Source organism: Pseudomonas sp. MS19 (genome assembly GCF_013277615.1).
GTDB classification, from domain to species: Bacteria; Pseudomonadota; Gammaproteobacteria; order Pseudomonadales; family Pseudomonadaceae; genus Aquipseudomonas; species Aquipseudomonas marincola.
In genome coordinates this window covers 99872-119715 of sequence record NZ_VBTO01000013.1, presented here as the reverse complement: position 1 = coordinate 119715, position 19844 = coordinate 99872, and the positions used below count along the sequence as shown (strand labels likewise).

The window sequence follows — 19844 nt, the reverse complement described above, 5'->3', positions numbered from 1 at the left end:
TAATTACTCCTCAGCTTTTTTATCGGTGGCAGGCGCCGAACCGACTTTTACGGGAGCATCAGGACGAACCTTTGACAGGCCCTCAACAATCACTTTATCGCCGGCACTGATGCCGGACTCGATCACCCAACGACCATTCGCGGTGCGGCCCGTTTTGATCTGACGAGTACGGGCAACGCCCTTGTCATCAACCACATACAGGAAGGTGCCTTTAGGGCCTTGGGAAACGGCGCGCTCCGGAACAGTCAGCGCGTCTGGCAGGGAAATGCCCTTTAGCTGAACGCGTACGAACTGGCCCGGCAGCAAGCTTTGATCCGGGTTTGGCACAACAGCACGGGTACTTACGCTGCCAGTGCCGCGGTCGATCAGGCTGTCGGTGAAGTTGACCTTGCCTTCCAGCGGATACGTTGAACCGTCACCGTAGGCGATACCAACGCGCAGCTCTTTGTCTTCAAGCACCAGCGAACCATTGGCCAGGCCACTGCGGACCTTTTTCACATCGCTGTCGGGCGCGGCGAAGTTGACGTAGATCGGATCAAGCTGAGTAATCTTGGTCAGCAAGCTGGCGTTCGGGTCGCCGGCTACCATCAGGCTGCCTTCAGAAACGGTTTCTTTGCTGGTAATCCCGGAAATGGGCGCCTTGACCGTGGTGTATTCCAGATCAATCTGCTTGGACTGCACTTCTGCTCTGGCGGCCTGAATGTTCGCCTTGCTTTGCTCGAAGTTGGAGACGGCATTGTCCAGTTCGCTCTCGCTGGCGTAGCCCTTTTTCTGCAATTCGCGAATACGCTTAAGGTCGCGCTCGGTCTGACGATAACGCGCCTGCTCCTGCGCCAGAGCACCTTTGGCACGCGCTAATGCGGCCTCATAAGTGCGCGGGTCGATGCGGAACATCACCTGGCCCTTAGTCACTTGGCTACCTTCCAGATAGGTGCGCTCCTGCAGAATGCCACTTACCTGGGCGCGCAACTGGATTTCGCGAAAACCTGCAGTACGTGCCGGATATTCGAGCATTAACGGGAACGCTGCCGGCTGCACTGTCTCGACCGTTACTTCTGGCGCTGGCGGCGCATCTTCGGCGTGAGCGGCATTAAACAGTGTGCTTAGAGCAAAAAATCCCAGAAATGCAGGGAAATGGCGAGCAAAGGACATAGGTGTCTCCGAGACATCGTACAGCACAAAAAAACAGGCCGACGATCCTAGTTACATACAGGTATGTTTGTAAATAGAATAACCAGGCAATTTTTATTACACTCTGTTCCAAAACAGAGCCGTTAAATCAAGCCGATACCGCCATGCGCAGAACCAAAGAAGACGCTGAGAAAACCCGCCTGGCCATTTTAGCGGCTGCAGAAGAACTATTTCTGGAGCGCGGCGTTGCTCACACAAGCCTAGAACAAATTGCGCGAGAAGCCGGAGTAACTCGTGGCGCGGTGTATTGGCATTTCGAAAATAAAGCCCAATTGTTTCACGCGTTACTCAGCCAGGTTCGCCTGCCCCTCGAACAAATGACCGAACGCTTCAACGGCAACCCCGGGGAAGACGCCCTGCAAACCTTGGCAAACCTGTGCATCGAAGCACTTGAGGGCTTGGTACTCGAACCACAAAAACGCCGGATCTTCACTATTCTGCTGCATCGCTGTGAGTTCACCGACGAGCTACGCGACGCAGAAATACGCCACGAAAGTTTTATCAACGATTTCATCAACCTGGTAGAGCAACAATTCTGCCAACCCGACATCCGCCAGCGACTGCGCCCGGAAATGACCCCGGCACTGGCTGCACGCGCATTGCACGCGATGATTGTGGGATTGTTTTCTGACTGGCTGCGCGACCCTGAATTATTCGACCCGCTCAAGCATGGCCGAATAATCATTGACTCGTTTATTGCAGGGCTGGTGCAGCAACCGGACCTATAGCGCTTCGCTCGCAACCAGCGTGTAACCCTCGCCTTCTATGGCCTCCCCCAGCTTCTCAGCCGGCAACTCGCTTTCGACCAAAACCTTGCCGGCCTGCAAATCGACAGTAACCTGAGCGGCCGGATCGAGCTTTTCAAGCGCCCGAGTGATGCCCTGAACGCAATGCGCGCACGTCATACCCGCCACAATGAATATCTGCATGATTGGTTCTCCACTGGTGTGTGATGCCTGCAACGCAGACCGAAACGCTACTTTCGACCTTGCCACGGGGTTAAGGTCAAGCACCTCATCATGCACCCTTACACACACCTGCGCACCGAAAGTGCACAACACAAGCGCAGTGCCAGCCGCTATGCTAGGGCTTCATCTCGCCTTTTAAAGGAGACCGCCGATGCGCCTCGCTTGGCTATTGGCATTGACAACTGCGTTTGCAGCCACCATGACGCAGGCGCAAACCCTGCACTCATCGCAAGCTCAGGCCGGAGGCTTTGCCATACTGGTGGTCTCGCGTGAACGCCTGCAAGTGAATACCCAATGCGAAATCGGCGTGTACCTGCATGACCAACTCGCCGGCCGGCTGTTTCAGGGCCAGTCGATCTCGTTCAACTTGCCGCCGGGCGAAATAGCCGTGCGCCTGCAGCCTGTCGGCAGTGGCGAATGCAAATCCGGAGTCGACCTGCGCGACAGCCAGCGCCTGCAATTACGCGCCGGCGATATCCAGCGCTACAACATTGCCGTCAGCAACGGTGGCCTGCATTTACTGCACGCCAATCGCTAAGCATCCATGGTGTTGAGGGACTGAGACACAGAAAGGCCTTGACCTTACCAATGTGGCAAGGTTGATCCTAGGGGCACCTCTTCAAGGAGACTGAGAAATGGCCGCCCCCAACACGTTTGATCTCCCCATTAGCGGCATGACCTGCGCCAGTTGCGCTGGCCGGGTTGAGCGCGCCCTGCGCCAATTGCCCGAAGTACACAGCGCCACCGTGAATCTTGCCACCGAGCAAGCCCGCATCGAAGCACCCGCTGACAGCCTCGGAAAACTACTTTCCAGCATCGAGGCGGCGGGCTACAGCGTACCCAGCGAGCGAATTGAACTGGCTATCAGCGGCATGACGTGCGCCAGTTGTGTGGGCCGCGTCGAACGCGCCTTGAATAAAGTGCCTGGCGTTGTGCATGCCAGCGTCAATCTCGCCAACGAGCAAGCCACAGTGCAGGTTACTCGGGGCATTACCGCCGAAAGCCTGATTGCGGCCGTCAAGGCTGGCGGTTATGAGGCGCGCGTAATCGACGCCGAAGACAATCAGGTATCCGACGCCGAGCGCCACCTGAAAACCGAGCGCTGGCACCTGATTGCGGCTGCGCTGCTCACGCTGCCACTGGTGGTGCCGATGCTGGTTGCTCCCTTCGGCTTGCATTGGATGCTCCCGGCGTGGCTGCAATTCGCCCTGGCCACGCCCGTGCAGTTCATCCTTGGCGCGCGTTTCTACCGCGCCGGCTGGCGTGCCCTGCGTGCAGGCGTCGGGAATATGGATCAACTGGTGGCGATTGGCACCAGCGCCGCCTATGGCTTGAGCATTTACCAATGGCTCAACGCACCCGCCGGCACCGCCCCGCACTTGTATTTTGAATCTTCAGCGGTGGTGATCAGCTTGATCCTGCTCGGCAAATATTTCGAGAGCCGCGCCAAACGCCAAACCACCACCGCGATTCGGGCGCTGCAAGCACTCCGGCCGGATCAAGCGGTGAGACTGCAGGATGGTCAGGAGCAAATCGTGGCCCTGAGCGAACTGCAACTCGGCGACAGCATTGTGGTGAAACCGGGCGAGCGCTTTCCGGTGGACGGCGAAGTACTCGAAGGCCAGAGCCATGCCGACGAGGCCCTGATCAGCGGCGAAAGCCTGCCTCAAGCCAAACAGCCAGGCGATAAGGTGACTGCCGGGGCCATCAACGGCGAAGGCCGTTTGCTCGTGGCGACACGTGCGCTGGGCGCGGAAACCGTATTGGCGCAGATCATACGACTGGTCGAGGATGCACAGGCTGCCAAGGCACCGATCCAGAAGTTGGTGGATAAAGTCAGCCAGATTTTCGTCCCCGCCGTCTTACTGATTGCACTGGCCACTCTGATCATCTGGCTGATGCTCGGCGCCACGCTCAGCACCGCCCTGCTCAACTGCGTCGCGGTATTAGTGATCGCCTGCCCTTGCGCACTGGGGCTGGCAACGCCGACTGCAATCATGGCCGGAACGGGCGTGGCAGCGCGCCACGGAATTCTGATCAAGGACGCCGAAGCCCTCGAAGTGGCGCACCAGATCAAAGTGGTCGCATTCGATAAAACCGGCACATTGACCTCCGGCAGCCCGCGCATCACCGATCTCAAAGCCGCGTCAGGCAGCGAGCAGCAACTGCTGCAATTGGCTGGTGCCCTGCAACGCGGCAGTGAGCACTCGCTGGCCAAGGCTGTGCTTGCTGCCTGCACCGAACAAAAGCTTGAGCTGCCGACGGCCAGTGACAGCCAAGCCCTACCGGGGCGCGGCATCAGCGGCCAGATCGGTGAACGCAAACTGGCGCTGGGCAATCAGCGCCTGCTTGAAGACAACCACCTGCAAGCCGGCGACCTCAGCACCGAGGCCAAAGACTGGGAAGCTCGGGGCCGCACACTTTCATGGTTGCTCGAGCTTGCGCCGCATCCGCAGGTGCTGGGCCTGTTTGCCTTTGGCGACACGCTCAAGGAAGGCGCGCAGGAGGCCGTCAGCAAACTCAGAGAATTGGGCGTGCAAAGCCACGTGATCAGCGGCGATAACTGGGGCAGCGTCAAGGCCGTGGCCGCCGAACTGGGCATCGAACATGCTCATGCGCAGGTGTTGCCCGGCGAGAAAGCCGAGTTGGTCAGCGAGTTGCGCCAGACTGGCCGCGTGGCGATGGTGGGCGATGGCATCAACGACGCCCCTGCGCTCGCCGCCGCCGACGTTGGCATTGCCATGGGCGGCGGCACCGATGTGGCCATGCATGCAGCCGGGATCACCCTGATGCGCGGCGATCCGCGACTGGTGCCCGCAGCGCTGGAGATCAGCCATCTGACGTACAACAAGATTCGGCAGAACCTGTTCTGGGCGTTTGTGTATAACCTGATCGGCATACCGCTGGCGGCGATGGGGTTACTGAATCCGATGTTGGCGGGCGCGGCGATGGCGTTTTCGAGCGTCAGCGTAGTAGCCAATGCCCTGCTTCTCAAGCGCTGGCACCCTTGAAAGTGATCATTCTGAGGCTACTGCGCTTAGGGATTGCTGCGTTATAAACAGGCTCGGAATGCTCATTTACACCAGTAAACTCCGCTTCCTCGCCTGTTTATGCCTTGCACTCCCGTCGCTCGCTACGCCTCAGAACGATCACAGAGATGCAGTGAATGTGAGAAGAGCAAAGGCTTTTTTGGGTAGAGGAGCAAGACTGAAACTGCGTTACACGTGGTGCAAGCGGGTGTGGTTAACGGCAGTACAGCATCAGTAAATCGCTGAAAACTAATGCGTCCAGGGGTTGCGGGGTTATAAACAGGCTCGGAATGCTCATTTACACCAGTAAACTCCGCTTCCTCGCCTGTTTATGCCTTGCACTCCCGTCGCTCGCTACGCCTCAGAACGATCACAGAATTGCAGTGAATGTGGGAAGAGCAAGGGCAAGGGCAAGGGCAAGGGCAAGGGCAAGGGCAAGGGCTAGAAACTCTAGTTAGAAGCGAATTGGCTTTAACTACGGAATACGCGATGGAGGCGAGTGTGAATATTGGGCAAGCGGCGAAGAAAACTGGTTTGAGCGCGAAGATGATTCGTTACTACGAATCCATTGAGTTGCTGCCGGCGGCGGGGCGCAGCGAGAGTGGTTACCGGCAGTACAGCGCCAGTGATTTGCATCGGTTGGGGTTTATCAAGCGGGCGCGGGATTTGGGTTTTTCGCTGGATGAAGTGGCGCGACTGCTAACGCTGTGGCAGGACCGTCAGCGTGCCAGCGCCGATGTTAAGGCGTTGGCGGCGGAGCACATCGACGAGCTGAACCGCAAGATCATCGCCATGAGTGAACTGCGCGACACGCTGCAAGACCTGATGGATCACTGCCACGGCGATGATCGCCCGGACTGCCCAATAATCAAGGCGCTGGAGCCTTCTACCGACGCGCGATAGGCGTCGGCATGGCGTTATCCGGCAATAGTCGCCATCAAACCTTCGAACAGTCGGCCACCGCCTCAAGCAGCGCGCAGCAATCGACAGCGAAGTGATCGACCAGACTCGGCCACGGGTTCTCCGCCAGATTCACCAACACGCTGTATGCACCGGCGGCGCGGGCGCATTGCAGGTCGTAGAGATAATCACCGACCATCACCAGCTCATCGGGCTGCACCTGCCATTGTTCGGCCAGATGCAGTAAACCGGCGGGGTCCGGTTTCGGATGCGCTTCATCACGGCCCAATACGGCATTGGCTGCGAAGCAGTCCGCAACGCCAATGGCTTCAAGCGTGAGCCAGGCCAATTCGTGAGCGTTGCGGGTCAGGATACCCAGTTGGTAGCCGCGCTGATGCAGCGCCTGCACCAGCTCGACCGCCCCCGGTGCTGGTTTGGCGCTGAGCGCCAGTTCGCGTTCATGCTCAAGCAGCCAGGCATGTTTGGCTGCGGCATCGGCAGCCGGCAGGCCAGCCAGATGGTGCAGGATGTCGTGTTCCAGCGGGATGTCGAGATAGCGTTTGATCGCTTCGAAGTCATGCACGGCAAGCGTCAGCGTGCCGTCCATGTCGAACACCCAATGGCGCGACTGTCTCAGCTTCATTTCCAGTCTTCACGCAGACGTATCAAGCCTTCCTGAGCCACCGAGGCCACCAACTGACCTTGGCGGTTGAACACGCTGCCCCGCGAAAAACCGCGCGCATTACCGGCCCACGGGCTGTCCATGGCGTAGAGCAGCCAGTCGTCCATGCGCAGGTTTGCGTGGAACCACAAGGAGTGATCGAGGCTGGCGACCTGCATGTGTTTCTGCCAGACCGAGACGCCGTGCGGCTGCATCGAGGTGGTCAGCAGGTTGAAGTCCGAGGCATAACCGAGAATGTATTTATGGATCGCCGGAATGTCCGGCAAGGTGCCATCGGCACGGAACCAGACGTACTTGACCGGCTCCATCACCTCGGGCGCGAACGGGTTGCACTGGGTAACCGGGCGGATCTCGATCGGTTTCTGGCTCAGCGCACGCTCGCGCATTCTTTCCGGCAGCAGGTGAGCGATTTCAGCGACCAGCTCGGTTTCGGATTTAAGATTCTCAGGGCCGACCACGTCGGGCATCTGGGTCTGATGGTTAAAGCCTTCTTCGTCATACTGGAACGAGGCGCTGCAGGTGAAAATCGGCTGACCCTTTTGAATCGCCATGACCCGCCGCGTGCTGAAACTGCCGCCATCGCGCACGCGATCGACCTGATAAACCACCGGCAGTGTCGAGTCGCCGGGGCGCAGAAAGTAGCCGTGCAAGGAGTGCACATGGCGGGCATCTTCGACAGTCTGGCTGGCGGCAGAAATACATTGGCCAAGTACTTGCCCACCAAACAACTGGCGAAAACCGAGATCCTGGCTGACACCACGAAAGAGGTTTTCTTCAATATTTTCGAGGCTGAGCAGAGCAACCAGCTCTTCGAGTACCTGACTCATGTATTTCTCCATTACCCGCGCTGCGCAGGCGGTAATCAATACAACAGGGAGCGGCGGCTATGGGTAATCGGCGCGCCCTGTTGTAAAACAATTAGTGCTTGGTTAATGATTATCGGTCATATCCTACCGTTGGTGCACGGCATCATCGCAATAGCCGGATAAAACAGTGCCTGAATAACCCCGGTGTTTATGTCTTTCGAGGCACCGCCAACCAATCCTCATGGGTTATACGATAGAGCACATGACGACTCAGCCAGTGCCCGGCAGGCAGGGCTGGATGCTCAAAATCCTCGCGGCTGTGGTGCTGCATGCCGAGGGCTTGCATGAGCTGAATCGACGGCTCATTGACCTCGGCAGTAAAGGCCACGACCTCGGGCAATTGAAGCTGGCTGAACGCACAATCAAGCGCGGTACGCGCCGCTTCGCTGGCATAGCCCTGATGCCAGTATTCACGCGCCAGCCGCCAGCCAATCTCGACAGCGGGGTTGGTAGCCGAACTGAATGAAGCCTCGAAGCCAACGCGGTTCAAACCGGTAAAACCTATTAACTGGCCGCTGCCTTTTTGCTGCAGCGCCCAGAAGCCATAGCCTTGCGCGGCAAATTGGCCACGCAGGCGCTCAAGCATCTGCGCACTTTGCTCACGGCTCAACACGGCGGGGAAATAGCGCATCACCTCGCTGTCGGCATTGAGCGATGCCAGCGCCGGCAGGTCTTCCGGCGTCCACTGACGCATGATCAATCGCGGCGTTTCAAGCTCAATCATCAATCCTCCGATGCGCCTTGGCCTTGAGTGATAAAGGTAGGCAAGCTCATACTCGCATGCCAGCCGCCACGCTGTTTACTAGCGCGGATAACGGCACGGAACTCTGAACACCTGCACGTCGCTTAAGGCTTATTTGCATGCACCTGCCCCTCGTCTACCACGAAGACTACAGCCCGCCCTTCCCCGAGGGCCATCGCTTCCCAATGGAGAAGTTTCGCCTGCTGCGCGATCATCTGCTGGAGTCCGGTCTGGTCACGGATGCGCAACTGCAACGCCCAGAGCTTTGCCCGGCCGAGATTCTCGCCCTGAGCCATTGCCCGGCGTATATCGAACGCTACATGAGCGGCGAGCTGCCCTACGCCGATCAACGCCGCCTTGGCTTGCCCTGGAGTGAAGCACTGGCTCGGCGCACGGTTCGTGCGGTGGGCGGTTCGTTGTTGGCCGCCGATCTGGCGCTCAAGCATGGGCTGGCGTGTCATCTGGCGGGTGGCACGCACCATGCGCACTACGATCATCCGGCAGGCTTTTGCATCTTCAATGATCTGGCCATCATCAGCCACTCATTGCTGGCAGCCGGTCGGGTGCAGCGCGTGCTGATTTTTGACTGCGATGTGCATCAGGGCGACGGCACTGCGCGCTTGCTGGCAGATACGCCGGATGCGATCACGGTATCTCTGCACTGCGAAAAGAACTTCCCGGCGCGCAAGGCCGAAAGCGACTGGGACATTGGCCTGCCGATGGGCATGGGTGATGCGCAATACCTGCAGGTGGTTGATGAGGCGCTGAACTATCTGTTGCCGCTTTATCAACCCGACCTGGTGCTATATGACGCAGGTGTCGATGTGCACAAAGATGACGCACTGGGGTATCTTCAGCTTACTGATGCTGGCGTTGCGCAGCGTGATGAGGCCGTACTTAATCACTGCCTCGGACGCGATATTCCAGTGGTCGGGGTCATTGGTGGCGGCTACGACAAAGACCGCCGGGCGTTGGCCAAACGCCACGGAATCCTGCACCACAGCGCCGCTAAAGTCTGGCAACAACGCCAAATGGGTTAGACGCACGGTTATCCGCCAGCGCAAATAAGCTCTAAAATGCGCAACCTGGCTGTGCTGCCTACACCGCTAACTGTAACTGGACCTGCCTGAATGCTCCCTCGCTCCGAACAGAAACAGCAAACCCGCCTCGCACTCATGGCTGCCGCCCGCAACCTGATGGACAGTGGTCGCGGTTTTTCCAGCCTCAGCCTGCGCGAAGTCACGCGCTGCGTAGGGATTGTGCCGACCGGATTTTATCGTCACTTCAACGATATGGACGCTCTGGGTCTGGCGCTGGTTGAGGAAGTGGGCCATACGTTCAGCAGCACCATCCGCATCATCCGCCACCATGAACTTGAACTCGGCGGCCTGATCGATGCGTCGGTTCGGCTGTTTTTAGATGGCGTCGCCCAGCATCGCTCGCAGTTCCTGTTTCTCGCCCGTGAGCAATTCGGCGGCTCGCTGCCTGTGCGTCAGGCGCTCGGGACTTTACGCGAGCGCATCACCGCCGACCTTGCCGCCGACCTGCGCACCATGCCCAAACTGCGCCATCTGGATGATCCGGCGCTGGATATTCTCGCCGACAGCATTATCAAAGTGGTGTTCGCCACACTCCCGGAACTGGTCGATCCACCCGAGTACGAGCTACCGGCGCACCTGACGCCGCAAGCCAAACTGATCGAACAATTGCGCTTCATATTCATTGGCGCGAAGCATTGGCAAGGCCTCGGCAGCGCCCATGCGCACGATGAAAGCTGAGACGCGCACCAACTCAGTGCACCAGCACTTTTAACGCACCAAATAAAACCTGACTGACGCCCCAAGTTTTGGCGCAGTGGCGTGCGCGCGCCTGTTCACGGGGCATACGGCAAGTTGGCAAGCACCTTGCTCCTGTCGCTGCATCTATTTGTAGCGCATTAATCTGCCGGAACTTACCCATGCTGGTGATCCACCGAAGAATTGCTGCTCAGCCTGACTGGGACGCCGAATTACTCCTGACCTTCGAGGCGCGCAGCAAAAGCCGCCTGCGCACCTTCTCGACCACCGGCGAAGATGTCGGCTTGTTCCTTGAACGTGGCCAGCCGCCCCTCTACGACGGGGAATGCCTGCGTGCCGAAGATGGGCGCGTAGTTCGCGTTTGCGCCCGCCCGGAACAACTGCTGCACGTCACTTGCGCCACACCGTTCGAGCTGATGCGCGCGGCCTATCATCTGGGCAATCGGCATGTCGCGCTGCAACTTGGTGACGGTTGGTTGCGCCTGCCGGACGACTACGTGCTCAAGGCCATGCTCGAACAACTCGGTGCCAAGGTCGAACTGATCGAAGCGGCCTATCAACCGGAACATGGCGCCTACGGTGGCGGCCATCATCATTCGCACGCGGGCGATGCTGAGTTCAGCTACGCACCGCGCCTGCATCAGTTTGGTGTGCGCAAGTGAATAACAGCTGGGCATTGCTCAGGCTCGCCAGTCCACAGTTGCCGATTGGCGGATACAGTTATTCACAAGGCCTGGAGATGGCCGTCGAAAATGGCCGGGTCAATGATCCGCAGACGGCCAAACAGTGGATAACCGATCAATTGCTGCTCAATCTGGCGCGCTTCGAGGCGCCGCTGTTGCTCGCCCATTGCCGAGCTGCTGCCGACGGGCAATGGCAAACGCTCAAGCAGTTGGCCGATCAACACCGCGCCAGCCGTGAAACCCGTGAGTTCCGGCTGGAAAGCCGGCAGATGGGTTACTCGTTGCGCCAGTTGCTGCACGATCTGCCTGAAACCGATGACGCCGCCCGCGACATGTTCGCCGCCTTCACCGAGCCGGGCCTTGCGCTGGGCTGGGCACTGGCTGCGCGCGCCTGGCAAATCAGCCCGCAAGACGCGCTCACAGCCTGGCTCTGGGGCTGGCTGGAAAACCAACTGGCGGTGCTGATGAAAACCCTGCCGCTGGGCCAGCAAGCGGCGCAACGCCTGACCTCCGAATTACAACCCGCACTGCAGCAAGCGCACAGCACCTGCTGCCAACTCGATCCCGCCGACTGGGGCAGCGCCGCCTTTGGCCTGAATCTGTCGAGCATGGCGCACGAGCGCCAATACAGCCGACTCTTCCGTTCTTGATAAGGAAACAGCACATGAACAGCCAACCTTTGCGCGTCGGTATCGGCGGCCCGGTAGGTTCCGGAAAAACCGCACTGACCCTCGCCCTGTGCCTGGCTCTGCGCGACCGCTACAACCTGGCCGTCGTCACTAACGACATCTACACCCAGGAAGACGCCCAGTTTCTGGTACGCAACGAAGCCCTCGCCCCCGAGCGCATCATTGGCGTGGAAACCGGCGGCTGCCCGCACACCGCGATTCGCGAAGATGCCTCAATCAATCTGGAAGCGGTTGAGCAGTTGAATCAGCGCTTCCCCGGCCTCGACCTGATCATCGTTGAGTCTGGCGGCGATAACCTGTCTGCGACCTTCAGCCCGGAATTGTCTGATCTGACCATTTACGTGATCGACGTTTCAGCAGGCGACAAGCTGCCGCGCAAAGGCGGCCCCGGCATCTGCAAATCCGATTTACTGGTCATCAACAAGGTCGATCTGGCGCCCATGGTCGGTGCTTCGCTGGAAGTAATGGACCGTGACACACGCAAGATGCGCGGCGACAAGCCATTCGTTTTCAGTAACCAGAAAGTCGGCCAGGGTCTGGACCAGATCATCGCCTTTATCGAACGTCACGGCATGCTCACCGCCGCCTGATTCGCTGAGCCCAAGGAGCTTCACATGAACCTACGCAAACCCGTTATCGCCCTCGCCCTGCTGTGCAGCCCAGCGTTGGCGTTCGCCCATCCCGGCCACGACCACGCAGGCCTGATGGCCGGTATGGCTCACCCGCTGTTCGGTCTCGATCACTTGCTGGCCATGCTTGCCGTTGGCCTGTGGGCCGCGCAGCAACAAGGCGCTGCGCGCTGGGCACTGCCGCTGACATTCGTGGCGAGCATGTTGTTGGGCGGCGTATTAGGTTTTTATGGCCTGCAAGTGCCGATGCTGGAAACCGGCATTGCCGCCTCAGTGCTGGCTTTCGGCCTGCTGGTTGCAGTGGCGATGCGCCTGCCAATGGCACTGGCGCTGGGCATGACCGCGCTGTTCGCCCTGACTCATGGCGTTGCCCACGGCCTGGAACTGCCTGCCATGGCCAGCGCCTGGACTTACGCACTGGGCTTTGTCGCCGCCACCGCCGCGCTGCATGCAACGGGTTACGCGCTGGTTCGTTACCTGCCGCAAGCCGCCGCGCCACTGGTGCGTTTGGCCGGTGTTGGCTCGGCAATCACCGGTGTGTGGTTGCTGGCAAACTGAGCGGACAAAGGCCAGGGCTGAGTTAAGCCTTGGCCTTATTCAACCAGTTGATAATGCCTTGCCCGGCGCGCCGACCGCTGGCAAAACAACCGGTGAGCAGATAGCCGCCGGTTGGCGCTTCCCAGTCGAGCATCTCGCCGGCGCAGAATACCCCCGGCAAGGCATTGAGCATGAGATTAGCGTCCAACTGCTCGAACGGCACGCCACCGGCGCTGCTGATTGCCTCATCCAGCGGACGAATCCCTACCAGCGTAATCGGCAACGCTTTGATCGAACGCGCCAGACGCGTGTGATCATTGAATTGCTCGGGCGCAAGCAACTCGCGCATCAGTGCCGCCTTGACGCCATCGAGGCCCAACGTGCGATGCAGGTGCTTAGCCATCGAGTTTGAACCGCGCGGTTTCAGCAGTGCTTTCTTGACGACTTCGAGGCTGCGCTGCGGCAGCAAATCGAGGTACACCGTTGCCTCGCCTTTGCTGTGGATAAGTTGGCGGATCGGCGCCGACAATGCATACACAAGGCTGCCTTCGATGCCTTTCTCAGTCAGCACGAACTCGCCCGTACGCGGCGCTTGACCGGATAGGTTGAGGCTGACGTTCTTCAGCGGTGCGCCGGCAAATTTATTACGCAGAAACTCGCTCCACGCCGCGACTTCGAAGCCACAATTACTCGGCAACAGTGGCTGTACATTGACCCCCTGCGCTTCAAGCAACGGCGCCCAGGCGCCGTCGGAACCGAGGCGCGCCCAACTCCCGCCACCCAAGGCCAGCAGCGTTGCGCGGGGCTTTAAAAGCAGTTCACCGTCGGCATTGGCAATGCGCAGTTGGCGTTTAGCGTCCCAACCCAGCCAGCGATGACGGTTATGGATTGTCACGCCGTGCTCACGCAGACGCCGCAGCCAAGCGCGCAGCAGTGGCGCGGCTTTCATGTCTTTGGGGAATACCCGCCCCGAGGTGCCGACAAATGTCTCGATTCCCAACTCATGAATCCAGTTGCGCAGCGCGTCGGCATCGAACTCGCCCAGCAGTTCCGCCATTTCGGCTTCACGCTCGGCATAGCGCGATAAAAAGGCCGGCTTGGCTTCGGAATGGGTAATGTTCATGCCGCCCACGCCGGCCAGCAGAAACTTGCGCCCAACCGAGGGCATGGCATCGAACAGGTCGACCTTGATCCCAGCCAGCGCCAACACCTCGGCCGCCATCAACCCGGCAGGACCGCCACCGATAATGGCAACACTGGAAGTAGCAGAAGCGGTAGCAGTCATAACAGGCAGGCCTTGAACGCAAGCAAACGAGAATGGGGATTAAAGGCAGCGCCAATATTGGCGCTGCCTCTCGACACACAATGAGCGGCACTGAATGCCGCCGGCAGCAATACCTAGCCCTTCTTTTTCGGGCCTTTGCCGCCAAAACTCGGAACCTTGCGCACGGCCTTGGCCTTGGGCGCTTCTGACTCTTCAAACCAGTTACCGAGGTGGATCTTGCCTTTGCCGCTGCCAGGCACAGTCTTAACTTTTGGCTTCTTCGGTTTTTTAACCACCACGCCACCGGCGACAGTCACCGGCACGCGGTGATCGGGGATGAAGTCCGGCTCGTCTACACGCTTGAGCAATTGTCCGGTCAGGCTCTCGATTGCTGACAGCAACTGAACCTCGTCGGCGCACACCAGCGACACCGCCTCACCGGTCATTCCCGCGCGGCCGGTACGGCCAATCCGGTGAACATAATCTTCGGCCACAATCGGCAAGTCGAAGTTGACCACCAGCGGCATGTCGTCGATATCCAGCCCGCGCGCCGCCACATCGGTTGCCACCAGCACCAGCACCTCGCCGGCTTTGAAACGCTGCAAGGCACGCAGACGAGTCGCTTGCGGCTTGTCGCCGTGAATCGAATCGGCACTGATGCCGTTGCGCTGCAACTCGGCTTCCAGTTCATCCACGCCTTTGCGGGTTTTCACGAACACCAGCGCCTGCTGCCAGCGGCGGCTCTGATACAGGTGCAAAAACAGCTCAGGCTTGCGCTTCTTGTCGACCGGAATCAGCCATTGCTTGACCGACTTGGCCGCGGCGTTGCGCGGGCTTACTTCGATACTCAACGGGTCTTTGAGCATCTCGCCGGCCATTTGCCGGATTGCCTCGGAGAACGTGGCCGAGAACAGCAAGGTCTGGCGCTTCTTCGGCAATGCACTGAATACCGCGTCCAGTTCGTTGGCAAAACCCAAGTCGAGCATGCGGTCGGCTTCATCCAGCACCAGGGTTTGTACCTGATTGAATTTCACCGCGTTCTGGCGATAAAGATCGAGCAAGCGGCCCGGCGTCGCGACCAGCACATCCAGGCCTTTGCGCAGCTTCATCATTTGCGGGTTGATGCTGACGCCGCCATACACCGCATAGGTGCTCAGCGGCAGATTCTGCGCGTAAGTCATGAAACTCTGATGTACCTGCTCGGCCAGCTCACGCGTCGGCACCAGCACCAGCGCCCGCACGGAGTTGCTGGCAACAGTCGGCCCTTCCATCATCAAGCGCTGGAGCACGGGCAAGGCGAAACCGGCGGTTTTACCGGTGCCGGTCTGCGCCGCCGCCATCAGGTCGCGGCCCTTCAGGACGGCAGGAATGGCCTGCGCCTGCACCGGAGTCGGAGTTTTGTAGTCCAGCGTTTCGAGGGTACGCAGCAGCGGCTCGATAAGGCCGAGAGAGGCAAATGTCATGGTGAATAACCGGGCGAATCAAAGAGGCCTAGTTTAGCAGGCTGTGGCCTGTCTTATCCGCGCTAATGCTTGCGCAATTTTCGCCGCCGGGACTTTTTGCAAACCGCAGAGCAACTCATGGGAAACCTGCCCGATGCCGTGATGCTCGCGCAATACCGCGCCCATGAAGCCCATCAGGTTAGCCGCCATCTCGGCATCTGCCATTGCCCTGTGCGCCGTGCCAGTGCTTGGCAGGCCTGCCCAACGGTTGAGGTTGCCGAGTTTATGGCTGGGCGCTTGCGGCAATAGTCTGCGCGCCAGCAATAACGAGCAGGCGAAGGACTGACGGCGGGTGCGGCGGATCAGGCCAAGCTCGGCGTCCCAGAATTTCTGGTCAAAAGCTGCGTTGTGCGCCACCAGCGGAATATCCCCCACAAAGTCTGCGACTTCGTGCATCACCTGCGCGGCGGGTGGCGCATCACGCAGCATGGCATTGCTGATACCGGTCAGTTGCTCGATAAATGCGGGCACGTGTGCACCGCTGTTCATCAGGCTCTGATAACGCGAAACGATCACGCCGTCTTCCACGATCACCACGCCAATCTCTGTGGCGCGGGCATTCTGAGCTGGCGACAGGCCAGTCGTTTCAAAGTCGATAACGGCAATAGGGTCCACAAACACTCTCAATTACGAAGTAACAATTGGCCTTCAACTGGCACATAGACACTGGCGGCGCGCACCAGTGATTGCGCCGTCAGCCCCGGCACGCCATAGGCCACAGCTTCGACGCCATCACGGCTGCGGACTTTATCCAGGAGCATGTCGAAGTCGCCATCACCGGAAGCCAGCACAATCTCGTCGACTCGCGGCGCGGCGTCCATGATATCGATAGTAATACCAACATCCCAATCACCTTTGGCCGAGCCATCGCTGCGCTGGATGAACGGTTTGAGTTTCACGGTGAAACCCAGATTGCGCAGAATCTGCTGAAACTGCTGCTGCTTGGGGTCGCCGCGATCAATCGCATAGGCATAGGCCTCGACGATTTCACCGCGCTGGCTGACCTGCGCCCACAAGGCCGCGTAATTAAAATGGCAACCATAGGCCTGCCGCACGGTGTAATAGAGGTTCTGTACATCGGCGAATACGGCTATTTTTTTCACCGGAATTCCTCGGTTAGCGGCTGACGGGCAGCGGCGTGCAGGATAAAGTCATTGGCCAGTATGCCAGCCTCGCCGTGATGAGGAAGTAAAAAGCGCACAACTCAGGCATTGCATAAGGCTGGTGAATAGCGGGTTTAGCGAATTTCGAACCCCGCAAATGAGCAACCCTACACACCTATTTCGCTCACAGGGAGGTGTTCAATGCACACCATTGAGCCTGCGCCAGCGCTGCTGACCATCGACATGCAACAGGGGATTCAGCGCCTGCCAACACCGCGCAATAATCCGCAGGCCGAGCGCCATATTGCCCAATTGCAGCAGCATTGGCGGGCCCGCGGTTGGCCACTGGTGCATATCCGCCATATCTCCGTGGATGCGGATTCGGTATTCGCGCCCGGTCAATCGGGCGCGGCCTTTCAACCCGAACTGGCGCCACAGCCGGGTGAGGCAGTGTTCGAGAAGAACGTAACCGATGCGTTTTGTCACAGCGCGCTTGAACGCTGGCTGCATGTGCGCGGCATTGCCAAGGTAGTAATCGTCGGCGTTGCCAGCGAGAACTCGGTGGAAGCCACTGCGCGTACAGCCAGCAACCTGGGCTTTGCCACGGTGGTGGTGACAGATGCCTGCTATACCTTTGGCAAGACAGACCTCGCCGGTGTTTTGCGCAGCGCTGACGACGTACACAACATGGCGATGGCCAACCTGCGTGAAGAATATGCACAGCTGCACTTCACCGCCGAACTGCTGAGTGGCGACTGACTCAAGCGCCCAGACAATCTGTTCAAGCAGATGTCGCGCTTGGGTTAGCCCATCTCAATCGGCTAGAGTGACGGCCTGTTTTCCCAGACGATAATTGTCCATGAATAGCATCCAGGTCCTGCGTGACGCTTGGTACTTTTTCCGCAACAACCTGTCGGCGATTGCACGCCTGTGCCTGCCGCTGATTGTGCTTGAGTCACTGGCCCAACAACTGCTCAGTCAGGCAGTAGGGCCGGATACGCAAGCGCCTTACAGCTTGCTGATCGGGCTGATTTTTTACCCGATTTATACCGGCGCGCTGATCCTCTTTCTGGATGCGCGCAGCAATGGTCAGGCGCCTGCGGCCCGCGACCTGATCGCCACTAGTTTGAGGTTCTGGCCGCAACTGGCTTTACTGACCGGGCTGAGCACCCTTGCCATTTTGCTCGGCGCCTCGCTGTTCGTGCTGCCGGGCTTGTGGATCATGATCAAGCTGGCCTTTGCCGAATACCTGCTGGTGTTGCGCGGCCTTACCCCTCTCAAAGCCCTGCATGAGAGTTTTGAGCAGACGCGTGGCGCGTTCTGGCAGATTCTCACCTGTGTACTGTGCGTGATGGTGCCGTTGTGGTCGCTGGACTTGCTGATACAGGGCAATGAGCCGGGCAGCAATATGCTGCTCAATGTGGCGATGGACAGTGGCAACGGCTTTTTGCAGTTGTTTGCCAGCGTGGTGCTGTTTCGCCTGTTTATGCTCAACACGCCGCAACCGGCCGAGGACTAATCTGGCGGGTTACTCCACCTGAGCGTGATAGCGCTCGGCCGCTTGAGTGACCCAGCCCTCTTCGCGCAATTGCTGCAACGCCGCACTGAGCGCATCGAAGGTTTGCGGGTTCAGACGCTTGCGTGAGAACCCCAGGTACAAATGCGTCGGCGACTCAGGCCGATACGCAGCCTTGGCGGCGACTTGCCGCCAGGCGGTATCACGCAGTTCATAGTCGACCTGACAATCTGTGCCGATCAATAGCTGAATCCGTCCGCGTTTAAGCATTTCCAGCAACTGCTTCTCGCTGTTGACCGCGACCTTGTTCAGGCTGGCATCCGAGTCGAAGGGCTCGAAATAGGCCGACCCGTGTACATAGCCGATTTTCAGCCCCTTGAGCTGGCCGTATGTATTGATATCCATCGCCCTTGAGGGCTTGGCGTAAAAGCGCGCTGAGCAGGCGTAATAAGGTTTGTCGCTGTACTGGACATAGGCTTCGCGGGCGGCGGTTTTGGCTAATCCGGTCATCATGTCTGCCGAGCCGCTTTCCAGTGCGGCCAGCCCTCGCGCCCAAGGTGCGCGAATAATTTCAAAGCGGATGCCCGTGCGCTCGGTCAGCTTTTCCAGCAAGTCGATATCCAGCCCTTGCAGCTTGTCGGGGCCGACAGCGATACGAAACGGCGGCCAGACATCGGTCATGACCCGCAATTTCAACGGTTCTGCGCCAAGTGCAACAGTAGACAAAAACAGGCTGGCGAGCAGCGCCCAGCGCATCAACCGGCCTCGCCTTCAGAGGGTTTCATGCCAGACAAACGCGGGAGCAGCACCCGCTCGAACACGCGCGGGAAGAATCTCGCCAGCACCCGCGCACGCCAATCGACATTAGACAACACCAGCAATCGCCGCCGTTTCAGCGCACCGCTGTAAATGGCTTCGGCAACATCTTGCGGCGATGCCACCTTGCCCATCGCCAATGGCGGCTGCGCGGCGACAGAGCCATCGCCGACCAAGGCATTCTTGCGCAAATCTGTCGCTGTAAATCCGGGGCACACCAGCATCACATTGACCCCGGAGCCCTTGAGTTCATAGCGCAGGGTTTCAAACAGGCCGTGCAGCGCATGCTTGCTGGCGTTGTAGGCACTGCGATAAAGCAACGGGGCGAAGCCCGACAAGGAGCTGAGGACGATAATTTGCCCGCTTCTGGCGATGATGCTGGGCAGCGCTGCCTGCGTGCAATGCACCGCGCCGAAGTAGTTAACCGCCATAACCCGCTGGAAAACGCTCAAATCGGTGTCGGTGAAACTGCTGCGATGCGTAACCCCGGCGTTATTGACCAACACATCAATCCCGCCAAAGCGCTCGACGGCCAGCGCCACTGCGGCGGTGACAGCCTCAGCATCGGCCACATCGCAACATAGCCCCAGCGCTTCGGCATTGTGATGATCCGCCAGGTGCTGCACCAGGCTGTCGAGCGCCTCGCGCTGCAGATCAAGAATCACCAGCCGGGCACCGGCCTGCGCCAGTCGCACGGCCAGAGCGCGGCCAATACCGGCGCAACCACCACTGATCATCACAACCTTGCGGTCAAAGACTTTGCTGGCGAAGACTTTGCGGTGCATAGCTGCCCCTCGGCGGTTACGACTGTTGTTTGGCTGACACTAAAACCAATCGCGCAAGTCGCGCAACCTATAGCTGCATCGATGGCGGAGAATCTGTGACGAAAGCGCATTTCAGCGCCGAAGACGCAGCGCACATTGGCCGCGCC

Annotated in this window: 23 protein-coding genes; 12 read left to right on the top strand and 11 right to left on the bottom strand. The window is 59.2% G+C overall.

Annotated features, from left to right (window positions below):
- Positions 1 to 3 precede the first annotated feature (3 nt).
- The gene (locus FEZ62_RS13890; RefSeq protein ID WP_172928265.1) at positions 4 to 1152 is read right to left on the bottom strand and encodes an efflux RND transporter periplasmic adaptor subunit; all 1149 of its coding nucleotides are present in this window, start codon (positions 1150 to 1152) and stop codon (positions 4 to 6) included.
- Between the two features lie 143 nt (positions 1153 to 1295).
- On the opposite strand from FEZ62_RS13890, the gene FEZ62_RS13885 reads away from it, so the two are divergent.
- Positions 1296 to 1919, top strand: a complete 624-nt coding sequence (locus tag FEZ62_RS13885) for a TetR family transcriptional regulator (RefSeq protein ID WP_172928263.1) — start codon at positions 1296 to 1298, stop codon at positions 1917 to 1919.
- On the opposite strand, the gene FEZ62_RS13880 is transcribed toward FEZ62_RS13885, so the two are convergent.
- On the bottom strand, positions 1914 to 2120 hold the full coding sequence (locus tag FEZ62_RS13880) for a cation transporter (RefSeq protein ID WP_069899655.1): 207 nt from the start codon (positions 2118 to 2120) through the stop codon (positions 1914 to 1916). The two genes, FEZ62_RS13885 and FEZ62_RS13880, sit on opposite strands and share 6 nt — an antisense overlap.
- Before the next feature lie 190 nt (positions 2121 to 2310).
- Between FEZ62_RS13880 and FEZ62_RS13875 the strand changes: the two genes are divergently transcribed.
- The 3 genes from FEZ62_RS13875 (at position 2311) to cueR (ending at position 6091) form a co-directional block, all read left to right on the top strand.
- Positions 2311 to 2697 (top strand): hypothetical protein, encoded by a 387-nt coding sequence (locus FEZ62_RS13875; RefSeq protein ID WP_069899656.1) that lies wholly within the window; start codon positions 2311 to 2313, stop codon positions 2695 to 2697.
- A 97-nt stretch (positions 2698 to 2794) separates the two neighbouring features.
- Positions 2795 to 5170: a heavy metal translocating P-type ATPase gene (locus FEZ62_RS13870; RefSeq protein WP_172928260.1), complete on the top strand. Its 2376-nt coding sequence runs from the start codon at positions 2795 to 2797 to the stop codon at positions 5168 to 5170.
- A gap of 519 nt (positions 5171 to 5689) precedes the next feature.
- Positions 5690 to 6091 (top strand): Cu(I)-responsive transcriptional regulator, encoded by a 402-nt coding sequence (gene cueR / locus FEZ62_RS13865; RefSeq protein WP_069899725.1) that lies wholly within the window; start codon positions 5690 to 5692, stop codon positions 6089 to 6091.
- Between the two features lie 34 nt (positions 6092 to 6125).
- Here the strand turns inward: cueR and FEZ62_RS13860 are convergent, their stop codons facing one another.
- From FEZ62_RS13860 to FEZ62_RS13850, 3 genes are all read right to left on the bottom strand, one after another.
- Entirely contained in the window at positions 6126 to 6731 is a 606-nt protein-coding gene (locus tag FEZ62_RS13860) for an HAD family hydrolase (RefSeq protein ID WP_172928258.1), read from the bottom strand.
- Entirely contained in the window at positions 6728 to 7597 is an 870-nt protein-coding gene (gene tesB / locus FEZ62_RS13855; RefSeq protein WP_069899659.1) for an acyl-CoA thioesterase II, read from the bottom strand. Before tesB ends, FEZ62_RS13860 begins: the two co-directional genes overlap by 4 nt.
- 187 nt (positions 7598 to 7784) lie before the next feature.
- On the bottom strand, positions 7785 to 8360 hold the full coding sequence (locus FEZ62_RS13850) for a GNAT family N-acetyltransferase (protein WP_172928256.1): 576 nt from the start codon (positions 8358 to 8360) through the stop codon (positions 7785 to 7787).
- 137 nt (positions 8361 to 8497) lie between these two features.
- Between FEZ62_RS13850 and FEZ62_RS13845 the strand changes: the two genes are divergently transcribed.
- The 6 genes from FEZ62_RS13845 to FEZ62_RS13820 all read left to right on the top strand — a co-directional run bounded on the left by FEZ62_RS13845 (position 8498) and on the right by FEZ62_RS13820 (position 12733).
- Positions 8498 to 9418 (top strand): histone deacetylase, encoded by a 921-nt coding sequence (locus tag FEZ62_RS13845; protein ID WP_069899661.1) that lies wholly within the window; start codon positions 8498 to 8500, stop codon positions 9416 to 9418.
- 90 nt (positions 9419 to 9508) lie between these two features.
- A complete protein-coding gene (locus tag FEZ62_RS13840) occupies positions 9509 to 10156 on the top strand; it encodes a TetR family transcriptional regulator (protein ID WP_090509110.1) in 648 nt (215 codons plus the stop codon).
- A 179-nt stretch (positions 10157 to 10335) separates the two neighbouring features.
- Entirely contained in the window at positions 10336 to 10836 is a 501-nt protein-coding gene (gene ureE / locus FEZ62_RS13835) for an urease accessory protein UreE (protein WP_172928254.1), read from the top strand.
- On the top strand, positions 10833 to 11507 hold the full coding sequence (locus tag FEZ62_RS13830) for an urease accessory protein UreF (protein WP_150547511.1): 675 nt from the start codon (positions 10833 to 10835) through the stop codon (positions 11505 to 11507). The genes ureE and FEZ62_RS13830 overlap by 4 nt, the downstream gene beginning before the upstream one ends.
- A gap of 14 nt (positions 11508 to 11521) precedes the next feature.
- A complete protein-coding gene (gene ureG, locus FEZ62_RS13825) occupies positions 11522 to 12136 on the top strand; it encodes an urease accessory protein UreG (protein WP_172928252.1) in 615 nt (204 codons plus the stop codon).
- Positions 12137 to 12160: 24 nt separating this feature from the next.
- Positions 12161 to 12733, top strand: a complete 573-nt coding sequence (locus FEZ62_RS13820) for a HupE/UreJ family protein (RefSeq protein ID WP_172928250.1) — start codon at positions 12161 to 12163, stop codon at positions 12731 to 12733.
- Positions 12734 to 12755: 22 nt separating this feature from the next.
- Here FEZ62_RS13820 and FEZ62_RS13815 read toward each other — a convergent pair whose 3' ends face one another.
- The 4 genes from FEZ62_RS13815 to FEZ62_RS13800 form a co-directional block, all read right to left on the bottom strand.
- Positions 12756 to 13997, bottom strand: coding sequence for a TIGR03862 family flavoprotein (locus FEZ62_RS13815; protein WP_172928247.1), 1242 nt, complete (start codon positions 13995 to 13997; stop codon positions 12756 to 12758).
- A 113-nt stretch (positions 13998 to 14110) separates the two neighbouring features.
- Entirely contained in the window at positions 14111 to 15439 is a 1329-nt protein-coding gene (locus FEZ62_RS13810; RefSeq protein ID WP_172928245.1) for a DEAD/DEAH box helicase, read from the bottom strand.
- A 33-nt stretch (positions 15440 to 15472) separates the two neighbouring features.
- Positions 15473 to 16093: an exonuclease domain-containing protein gene (locus tag FEZ62_RS13805; protein WP_172928243.1), complete on the bottom strand. Its 621-nt coding sequence runs from the start codon at positions 16091 to 16093 to the stop codon at positions 15473 to 15475.
- A gap of 8 nt (positions 16094 to 16101) precedes the next feature.
- A complete protein-coding gene (locus FEZ62_RS13800) occupies positions 16102 to 16581 on the bottom strand; it encodes an NYN domain-containing protein (RefSeq protein WP_069899670.1) in 480 nt (159 codons plus the stop codon).
- Positions 16582 to 16782: 201 nt separating this feature from the next.
- Between FEZ62_RS13800 and FEZ62_RS13795 the strand changes: the two genes are divergently transcribed.
- Together FEZ62_RS13795 and FEZ62_RS13790 are read left to right on the top strand one after the other, a co-directional pair.
- Complete coding sequence (locus tag FEZ62_RS13795; protein ID WP_172928241.1) at positions 16783 to 17340, top strand: cysteine hydrolase family protein; 558 nt, start codon at positions 16783 to 16785, stop codon at positions 17338 to 17340.
- Positions 17341 to 17440: 100 nt separating this feature from the next.
- The gene (locus FEZ62_RS13790; protein WP_090509129.1) at positions 17441 to 18100 is read left to right on the top strand and encodes a YciC family protein; all 660 of its coding nucleotides are present in this window, start codon (positions 17441 to 17443) and stop codon (positions 18098 to 18100) included.
- Between the two features lie 9 nt (positions 18101 to 18109).
- Here the strand turns inward: FEZ62_RS13790 and FEZ62_RS13785 are convergent, their stop codons facing one another.
- Both FEZ62_RS13785 and FEZ62_RS13780 read right to left on the bottom strand, forming a co-directional pair.
- Positions 18110 to 18853, bottom strand: coding sequence for a transporter substrate-binding domain-containing protein (locus FEZ62_RS13785; RefSeq protein WP_172928239.1), 744 nt, complete (start codon positions 18851 to 18853; stop codon positions 18110 to 18112).
- Positions 18853 to 19698: an SDR family oxidoreductase gene (locus FEZ62_RS13780; protein ID WP_172928237.1), complete on the bottom strand. Its 846-nt coding sequence runs from the start codon at positions 19696 to 19698 to the stop codon at positions 18853 to 18855. The genes FEZ62_RS13785 and FEZ62_RS13780 overlap by 1 nt, the downstream gene beginning before the upstream one ends.
- Positions 19699 to 19844: the final 146 nt, after the last annotated feature.

Bases quoted from the DNA above. Each gene is read 5' to 3' on its own strand.
- FEZ62_RS13845 (WP_069899661.1), top strand. From the start codon at position 8,498: ATGCACCTGCCCCTCGTCTACCACGAAGACTACAGCCCGCCCTTCCCC.
- FEZ62_RS13875 (WP_069899656.1), top strand. From the start codon at position 2,311: ATGCGCCTCGCTTGGCTATTGGCATTGACAACTGCGTTTGCAGCCACC.
- FEZ62_RS13860 (WP_172928258.1), bottom strand. From the start codon at position 6,731: ATGAAGCTGAGACAGTCGCGCCATTGGGTGTTCGACATGGACGGCACG.
- FEZ62_RS13810 (WP_172928245.1), bottom strand. From the start codon at position 15,439: ATGACATTTGCCTCTCTCGGCCTTATCGAGCCGCTGCTGCGTACCCTC.
- FEZ62_RS13880 (WP_069899655.1), bottom strand. From the start codon at position 2,120: ATGCAGATATTCATTGTGGCGGGTATGACGTGCGCGCATTGCGTTCAG.
- FEZ62_RS13850 (WP_172928256.1), bottom strand. From the start codon at position 8,360: ATGATTGAGCTTGAAACGCCGCGATTGATCATGCGTCAGTGGACGCCG.
- FEZ62_RS13790 (WP_090509129.1), top strand. From the start codon at position 17,441: ATGAATAGCATCCAGGTCCTGCGTGACGCTTGGTACTTTTTCCGCAAC.
- FEZ62_RS13885 (WP_172928263.1), top strand. From the start codon at position 1,296: ATGCGCAGAACCAAAGAAGACGCTGAGAAAACCCGCCTGGCCATTTTA.
- FEZ62_RS13795 (WP_172928241.1), top strand. From the start codon at position 16,783: ATGCACACCATTGAGCCTGCGCCAGCGCTGCTGACCATCGACATGCAA.
- FEZ62_RS13870 (WP_172928260.1), top strand. From the start codon at position 2,795: ATGGCCGCCCCCAACACGTTTGATCTCCCCATTAGCGGCATGACCTGC.
- ureE (WP_172928254.1), top strand. From the start codon at position 10,336: ATGCTGGTGATCCACCGAAGAATTGCTGCTCAGCCTGACTGGGACGCC.
- FEZ62_RS13820 (WP_172928250.1), top strand. From the start codon at position 12,161: ATGAACCTACGCAAACCCGTTATCGCCCTCGCCCTGCTGTGCAGCCCA.
- FEZ62_RS13890 (WP_172928265.1), bottom strand. From the start codon at position 1,152: ATGTCCTTTGCTCGCCATTTCCCTGCATTTCTGGGATTTTTTGCTCTA.
- ureG (WP_172928252.1), top strand. From the start codon at position 11,522: ATGAACAGCCAACCTTTGCGCGTCGGTATCGGCGGCCCGGTAGGTTCC.
- FEZ62_RS13815 (WP_172928247.1), bottom strand. From the start codon at position 13,997: ATGACTGCTACCGCTTCTGCTACTTCCAGTGTTGCCATTATCGGTGGC.
- FEZ62_RS13840 (WP_090509110.1), top strand. From the start codon at position 9,509: ATGCTCCCTCGCTCCGAACAGAAACAGCAAACCCGCCTCGCACTCATG.
- tesB (WP_069899659.1), bottom strand. From the start codon at position 7,597: ATGAGTCAGGTACTCGAAGAGCTGGTTGCTCTGCTCAGCCTCGAAAAT.
- FEZ62_RS13785 (WP_172928239.1), bottom strand. From the start codon at position 18,853: ATGCGCTGGGCGCTGCTCGCCAGCCTGTTTTTGTCTACTGTTGCACTT.
- FEZ62_RS13780 (WP_172928237.1), bottom strand. From the start codon at position 19,698: ATGCACCGCAAAGTCTTCGCCAGCAAAGTCTTTGACCGCAAGGTTGTG.